This is a genomic window from Dolichospermum sp. UHCC 0260 (assembly GCF_009711985.1).
Lineage (GTDB): Bacteria > Cyanobacteriota > Cyanobacteriia > Cyanobacteriales > Nostocaceae > Dolichospermum > Dolichospermum lemmermannii.
This window is the reverse complement of the sequence record NZ_VIKZ01000097.1, coordinates 1-5,483: the sequence shown is the minus strand read 5'-3', so window position 1 is coordinate 5,483 and position 5,483 is coordinate 1. Positions and strand designations below refer to the sequence as shown.

Here is a 5,483-nt window from a genome sequence, read left to right as displayed (position 1 = left end):
GATAGCTGTTGACTCTAGCGGTAGTCCTTGGGTCGTTAGCACCGGTGGAGAGATTTTCCGCGCCCCATAATACCTACGGCGTATTCCTAGAGGGAATCGCCAATATCAAACTTCAAAGCATAATTCAAATCAATAGGAAATTGGAACAATCATGAAATTTAACCTACTAAAAAGATTCTTGAGTATTTCAACTTTAGGTTTGTCAGTCTGTGGGATTGTGCTAACATCATCATCTTCCGTTTATGCCCAATATAAAAGTTTGTACGGTCAAGTTCAGTCCTTTCGTTCGTATAACTTTCCCGATCGCTATATTCGCCACAGAAATTTATTGGGCTACATAGAGCCAATTAATAACGAACTCGGAAGAAAAGACGCAAGTTTCAAAATTGTTCGGGGATTAGCTAATAGCAAATGCTCTTCATTTGAATCTGTAAACTTTCCAGGTCATTTCTTGAGACACGAAAATTTCCGACTGCTGTTGTCAAGGATGATCAATCAGCAGCTTTTTAGGGAAGATGCTACTTTTTGCATTAAAGGTGGACTCTTTGGTGATGATGCTCGTTGGACATTGGAATCTCTCAATTTTCCTGGACACTACATCCGACACAAGAATTTTGAGTTGTGGGTAGAACGCTCAGATGGTAGCGATTTATTTGCACAGGATGCGTCATTTAGGATTTTCAATCCTCTCTATCGGTAGGGTAATCTTGTTCGTCAATCAAAACTACTTTTTTTCCTAATATCTAATGAATAGAGTTGACTTTCATAAAATATTCACTGCTATAAAATATTGGAGATATTTCATGTCATTAATTAAATTACGTCAAACTCACAACTTACTTACCAAAGGCTTATTAACTAACATTTTTACTGCAGGGGAAACGCATCTTATCAATAAGGGCAATTTAATCTCAATAATGACCAAAATATTCGCATTAACGACCATTATTGACAATATTTTATTCCATCACTATGACTCTGAAAAAATCAATCAAACGATAAATGAGGATTTATTGGTTTACGCATTAAATCGGTATTTTGTCAATAAAATTTAGATGCGTTTCCCCTGATTTTTACTGTGGCTGTTAGTTCAATATTATTAACCAACATTGGCATCAACCAAGCACAAGCTTCATGTGCAGCACCTTATAGCAATCTTGATTTTGAGCAACAGCCATCTTCTTATTGGCAAACTGAAGGACGTGCAGGTTTTGATATTAAGAAAGGATATAGTTTTAAAGGTGAAAATAATGCCTGGATGCGGAATGTTTCCGGTTGGAATGGTATTCGTCAACAAGTACGTCTCAAACCAAATTCTAACTATATCTTAGAAGCTTATGTGAGAACATCAGGCAATGTTACGGATGGATATTTCGGAGTGCGTGATAGTCAACAAAAAGTTTGGTCTGAACTCAAATTTGCTAATTTATCAGAGTATACAAAATTAACACTACAATTTAGAACTGGGAACGCTTCAACTTATAACATCTTTACAGGTTTGTGGGCTTTAGGACAAGATAGTTGGGTGCAAGTTGATGGTTTTTCTTTAAAGGGGCCAAGTCCAGACTGTCCTAGTCAATAGGAATTTTCATTAGGTTTTATCAATTTACTTCCCCAATCAAAATTATGAAGTTACTCCAAAAGTGTTTGTTAGGTTTAATGCTGATTCCCTGTGGATTATTATTTAATCCTGGGACAATTAATGCTTCACAGGTGGTCACTCAGTGGTATTTTGGCTCATGGGATTGTAATATTGATGGTCGTAATGCCAAAATGCAGTGGCTTGTAGTTGATGACCCGCAAACTCAGTGTGATGGTGATGTCTGTAGGACTACATCAGGTGTTAAGGTTGTAGGACAGTTCAGTGATAATGGTAGTGCATGGGTGTCACTAGCAAAACATTCTGCAAATTCAACATCTCTCTCAATTCGTTATTTAGGTCAAGAACAAGATAACTGGTTTTTAAGATACAATGTTAAATCAGGTCGGGCTATCGGTTGGACTACCTGGAGAGGCAAACGTTATCCTTTATCTTGTGCAAATAGAAGACGTTAGGAAAAAATTTCACGAATACAAATATTGATTTTAATTCTGCAAATGTTCTCGAAAATATTGTTGATATAACTGACAACTTGGTGTTAATTTATCTCCTATTCTCTTTACTAATCCTATGCTGTAAAGTTGATATGCTGAAATTGTTTCTACGCTTACAGGTTTTTGAGCCGTAACTACTTCTAGGAATGCCTGAGTTAGATGAGGATTAATTTTAAAAGTATGCAAAAATCGCCGCAAATGTTCTTCGTAAATTCCGGCATTTGTTGGCGCATTTTGCAATAAATTTTCCAAAGTTATATCCCCAAGTGCTAGATGATAAAGTGCCAATCTAATTAAATATGGATGTCCCCCAACTAGAGACATTAATTGCTGTAATTGATTTTGATTATAATCAAGTTGATGATTGTGGGCTAAAACTTTTATTTGTTCTTTGGTAAATTCTGTTAATTCCACTACTAAGCCAACATTAAAGGGGGATTGATTGATATCTAATGACCCATAATTTTCGGTGGAATGGACTACAGCTAATCGTAATTTTTCCCAAATATCTACAGTTTTAGCTTCTTCATGCCAACTTCGTAACATGGCAAAAAAACCTTGGGAAATTTCAGGATATTGAAAAACTCTATCTACTTCATCTAATGCTAAAACTAAATTATTATTGATTTCTGCTAAAATATGATCTTCAAAATATGTAGTGCAATTAATAATACTACCTCTATATTCATCCCAAGATTCATTTAATAAAGAAGGTAATTTTAATTTGTGACCAACATAAGCACAGAACCAGCGTAAAAATTTATCTAAATCATTAAAAACGGTTGTTTCTGCTTGTAAAAAATTTAATCTTACTGTATGATAACCTTGCTGATTTGAGTGAGCGATAATTCTATCAAGTAGGGAGGTTTTACCCATTTGATTTGGAGCTTTAATCCGAATTAGAGAACCAGCCTGGAGAATTGTATCATAACAACGTTCTTCTATTAGATTTCGTTGAATGTAAAATACAGAATTTAGAGGAACTGAACCTTTTGGGTATTCTGGTAAAAATTCATTTTTGATGGGATTAGAAATATTTTGATGTAATTCTGTTTGTAGAATGTTGTTATTGTTAAGATGCGAACGTTCAACTGCTGCACGAAAATTAGTTTTATTAACTTCTTCTCCTAATGCTTCTGAAAGTAATTTCCACAATTTGAAACCTACATCTTGGCGGAGATATTTGGCTGTATAACCTCCATTATTGGCAATTTCATCATAATTTAGACCTTGCCAAGATCCTTTCAGGATAATTATCTCCACATCTTTCAAGTGTCTGTTAACTTTATTAAAGACAACTGTATCTAAAATTTGTAATGCTTCTTCAACGTTCATATATTTAATTTATGCCGATTGAAGTCAGTATATCGAGTTTGTGCCGAAAAAGAAATATCGAAATTTGGATACATCGCTTACTTGTTAAGGTATTCTCATTAATTGAGACTATTCCCGCTAACAGTGGGATGGGTTCTTTTTCATCTAAAATCTCCAGAAGACTCCCACTACAGATGATTAACTGATATGATTTGACCTGGAAGGGAGCAAATCAAAACAGCATTTATCGCAAATTTACTGATATATAACTATGGTTGTTGTAGCAATTCTCGCGGCAGGAAAAGGCACAAGAATGAAATCAAATCTGCCTAAAGTTTTACATTCTTTAGGTGGTAAATCTTTAGTCGAACGCGTTATTGAAAGTGCTGAACCCCTTTTACCTTCACGCAGATTAGTAATTGTTGGCTATCAGTCCCAAGAAGTAAAAACGGCTATGAATGCAATTCATGGTGTGGAGTTTGTGGAACAGACTGTACAATTAGGCACAGGTCATGCTATCCAACAATTGCTTCCCCATTTAGAAGGTTACACTGGGGATTTATTGATTTTAAATGGTGATGTCCCTTTATTACGGACGGAAACTTTAAACAACCTCTTACAAACTCACCAAGAAAATCAAAATTCTTGTACTATCCTCACCGCACAATTGTCAAATCCTCAAGGTTACGGACGAGTTTTTCGTAACAGTGAATGTATTGTCCAAAAAATAGTTGAGGACAAAGATTGCACTCTTACCCAAAGAGAAAATGACCGCGTGAATGCTGGTATTTACTGTTTCCGTTGGCCAGATTTAGCAAAGTTTTTACCTCAATTAGAAGCAAATAATGCCCAAAAAGAATATTACTTAACTGATGCTGTAACTCAGGTTGGTAAGGTAATGGCTGTAGATGTGGAAGATTACCAAGAAATTTTGGGAATTAATGATAGATTGCAATTAGCAACAGCTAACGATATTTTGCAAAGACGGATTAAGGAAAAATGGTTGTTAGCAGGTGTAACGCTAATAGATCCTACCAGTATTACGATTGATGAAACGGTGGAATTACAACCAGATGTGATTATTGAACCGCAAACTCATTTGCGCGGAAAAACGATAATTCAAGCTGGTAGTCGCATTGGTCCGGGGAGTTTAATTGAAAATAGTGAATTAGGTGAAAATGTCACTGTTCTCTATTCTGTAGTTACAGATAGTATTATTCAATCTCAAACTCGAATTGGACCCTATGCCCATTTACGTGGTCATGCTAAGGTGGGTGCTAATTGTCGAATTGGTAATTTTGTGGAGTTGAAAAATACCCAATTAGGCGATCGCACTAATGTATCACATCTCTCCTATTTAGGTGATACGACAGCCGGATCTCATGTAAATGTTGGTGCGGGGACAATTACTGCTAATTATGACGGTGTGAAGAAGCATAGAACAATTATAGGCGATCGCACCAAAACCGGTTCTAATAGTGTTTTAGTTGCACCTATTACTCTGGGGAATGATGTCTACATAGCCGCAGGTTCAACGGTAACGGAAGATGTCCCTGATGATTCTTTGGTTATTGCACGCAGTCGTCAGGTTGTGAAACCAGGTTGGAAGATGAAAACTGATAGTTAATGTTTTTTTGGGTGCGTTAAGAAACGCACCTTTTTATAGCTATTTTTAGGTAAATGAACTAGTGTTTTTGTTTCGCGCAAAGGTGCAAAGGAGCAAAGACGCAAAGGAAGAAATTCATTTTTATGCAGAAATCTGATTAATTCCTACTTGATAAATTATCTGTTCTTGTACTGACTCTGCAGCAGATACAGCTATTTCTTCCCAATCACTAGCTAATAATACAATGCTCAAAAGCGACTTTAATAAATCTCGATTAGATATAAATTCTTCAACATTATATAATTCATCTTGTTTTAAAATTTCTTGCAGTGCTGATAAAGCTATAGATTCGGGTAATTGTAGTCTTTGAATTAATCTTTTTTGTGCTACTTCTACTGCTGTTTTTTCCCCTATACCCAAATTCCATTCTTTTAGGAGTAACCGCAGTTCTCGGTTGAGTGATACGCCA

Annotated in this window: 5 protein-coding genes and 1 pseudogene; 4 read left to right on the top strand and 2 right to left on the bottom strand. The window is 35.9% G+C overall.

Annotated elements, in window-relative coordinates; translation table 11 throughout:
* Positions 1-151 precede the first annotated feature (151 nt).
* The 3 genes from FJR08_RS22305 (at position 152) to FJR08_RS22295 (ending at position 2,055) form a co-directional block, all read left to right on the top strand.
* A complete protein-coding gene (locus FJR08_RS22305; protein WP_015079705.1) occupies positions 152-700 on the top strand; it encodes an AbfB domain-containing protein in 549 nt (182 codons plus the stop codon).
* A gap of 378 nt (positions 701-1,078) precedes the next feature.
* On the top strand, positions 1,079-1,582 hold the full coding sequence (locus tag FJR08_RS22300) for a carbohydrate binding domain-containing protein (RefSeq protein WP_254435830.1): 504 nt from the start codon (positions 1,079-1,081) through the stop codon (positions 1,580-1,582).
* A gap of 44 nt (positions 1,583-1,626) precedes the next feature.
* Positions 1,627-2,055 carry a DUF6006 family protein gene (locus FJR08_RS22295; RefSeq protein WP_168634619.1) on the top strand — a complete coding sequence of 143 codons (429 nt, stop codon included), beginning with the start codon at positions 1,627-1,629 and terminating at the stop codon, positions 2,053-2,055.
* 30 nt (positions 2,056-2,085) lie between these two features.
* On the opposite strand, the gene FJR08_RS22290 is transcribed toward FJR08_RS22295, so the two are convergent.
* Positions 2,086-3,429: an AAA-like domain-containing protein gene (locus tag FJR08_RS22290; protein WP_168634618.1), complete on the bottom strand. Its 1,344-nt coding sequence runs from the start codon at positions 3,427-3,429 to the stop codon at positions 2,086-2,088.
* Between the two features lie 250 nt (positions 3,430-3,679).
* Here FJR08_RS22290 and glmU point away from each other — a divergent pair, with 250 nt between their 5' ends.
* Positions 3,680-5,035, top strand: coding sequence for a bifunctional UDP-N-acetylglucosamine diphosphorylase/glucosamine-1-phosphate N-acetyltransferase GlmU (glmU, locus tag FJR08_RS22285; RefSeq protein ID WP_168634617.1), 1,356 nt, complete (start codon positions 3,680-3,682; stop codon positions 5,033-5,035).
* A gap of 120 nt (positions 5,036-5,155) precedes the next feature.
* Here glmU and FJR08_RS22280 read toward each other — a convergent pair.
* Positions 5,156-5,483: pseudogene (locus tag FJR08_RS22280) on the bottom strand (hypothetical protein); the annotation flags it as partial.

Coding starts and splice junctions, on each gene's coding strand:
- FJR08_RS22295 (WP_168634619.1), top strand. CDS start 1,627: ATGAAGTTACTCCAAAAGTGTTTGTTAGGTTTAATGCTGATTCCCTGT.
- glmU (WP_168634617.1), top strand. CDS start 3,680: ATGGTTGTTGTAGCAATTCTCGCGGCAGGAAAAGGCACAAGAATGAAA.
- FJR08_RS22305 (WP_015079705.1), top strand. CDS start 152: ATGAAATTTAACCTACTAAAAAGATTCTTGAGTATTTCAACTTTAGGT.
- FJR08_RS22290 (WP_168634618.1), bottom strand. CDS start 3,429: ATGAACGTTGAAGAAGCATTACAAATTTTAGATACAGTTGTCTTTAAT.